Source organism: Arthrobacter sp. M4 (genome assembly GCF_020251205.1).
Lineage (GTDB): Bacteria > Actinomycetota > Actinomycetes > Actinomycetales > Micrococcaceae > Arthrobacter.
The window spans coordinates 1-798 of record NZ_JAIWYX010000051.1 but is presented as its reverse complement, the minus strand read 5'-3'; the positions used below and the strand labels follow the sequence as shown (position 1 = coordinate 798).

Genomic DNA, 798 nt, shown 5'->3' with positions numbered 1-798 from the left:
GCCGGCATCGATGAGCTCCTTCACCGCGGTGCGTGCCGCTTCGACTTCATCGGGCACGACCGAGGAGAACTTCCCGTTGGCGTCGAAGGCATCCAGCAGCACTACCGGAACACCTGTGACGGCGGCGGGAACATTGGCCTGCTGGTGGAACATCCTCGCGTACACCAGGCCGTCGACCTGGTGTTGCAGCAGGGTGTCGATCTGCTTTTCCTCGAGCGTCCAATTCCTGCCGCTGTCCACGAGCATAAGGAGCCATCCCCGCTCGTACGCGGCGTCCTGGGCGCCGAGGATCATCTCACCTGCGAAGGGCGAGCTCGCGATCTCATCGCTCACAAGGCCCAGCAGATAGGAGCGCTGGTTCCGAAGGCCACTGGCCAGCCGGTTCGGCGCGTAGCCCAGGCGAGCCGCGACTTCGCGGACGTGTTGGCGTGTTTCTGCGCTGACACGGGACTGGTGTGTCTCGCTCAATGCATGGGAGACGGTCGTGACAGACACGCCGGCCACTTTCGAAACCTCGCGGATTCCGACTTTGGGCATCTGTCACCACCTTTGCAAAACGTTTTGTATGCGGTACATCACAGTATGCTGCAAAACGTTTTGCAATGTCAAGTGCTGCGCGACAAGTCAGTTCTCAACCTCCACAGCAGTAGGAACGCGAGGAAAGTGGGCAACGGGACCAAGGGATCATGACGGCTGAAACGGCGGTCGCGGTGAATGCCGGACCGATTCGTGGAGTGGTTCGGGAGGCATTGAGGAGTGTGGGCCGTGACCATGATGATGAAGGCGTTGGAAAAGCCC

At 60.7% G+C, this 798-nt stretch carries 1 protein-coding gene; it reads right to left on the bottom strand.

The genetic code is table 11. The features are described 5' to 3' along the window. Positions 1-537: LacI family DNA-binding transcriptional regulator (locus LD110_RS23350; protein ID WP_225502330.1), on the bottom strand; the 537-nt coding region annotated here is incomplete at its 3' end. Between the last annotated feature and the right edge of the window lie 261 nt (positions 538-798).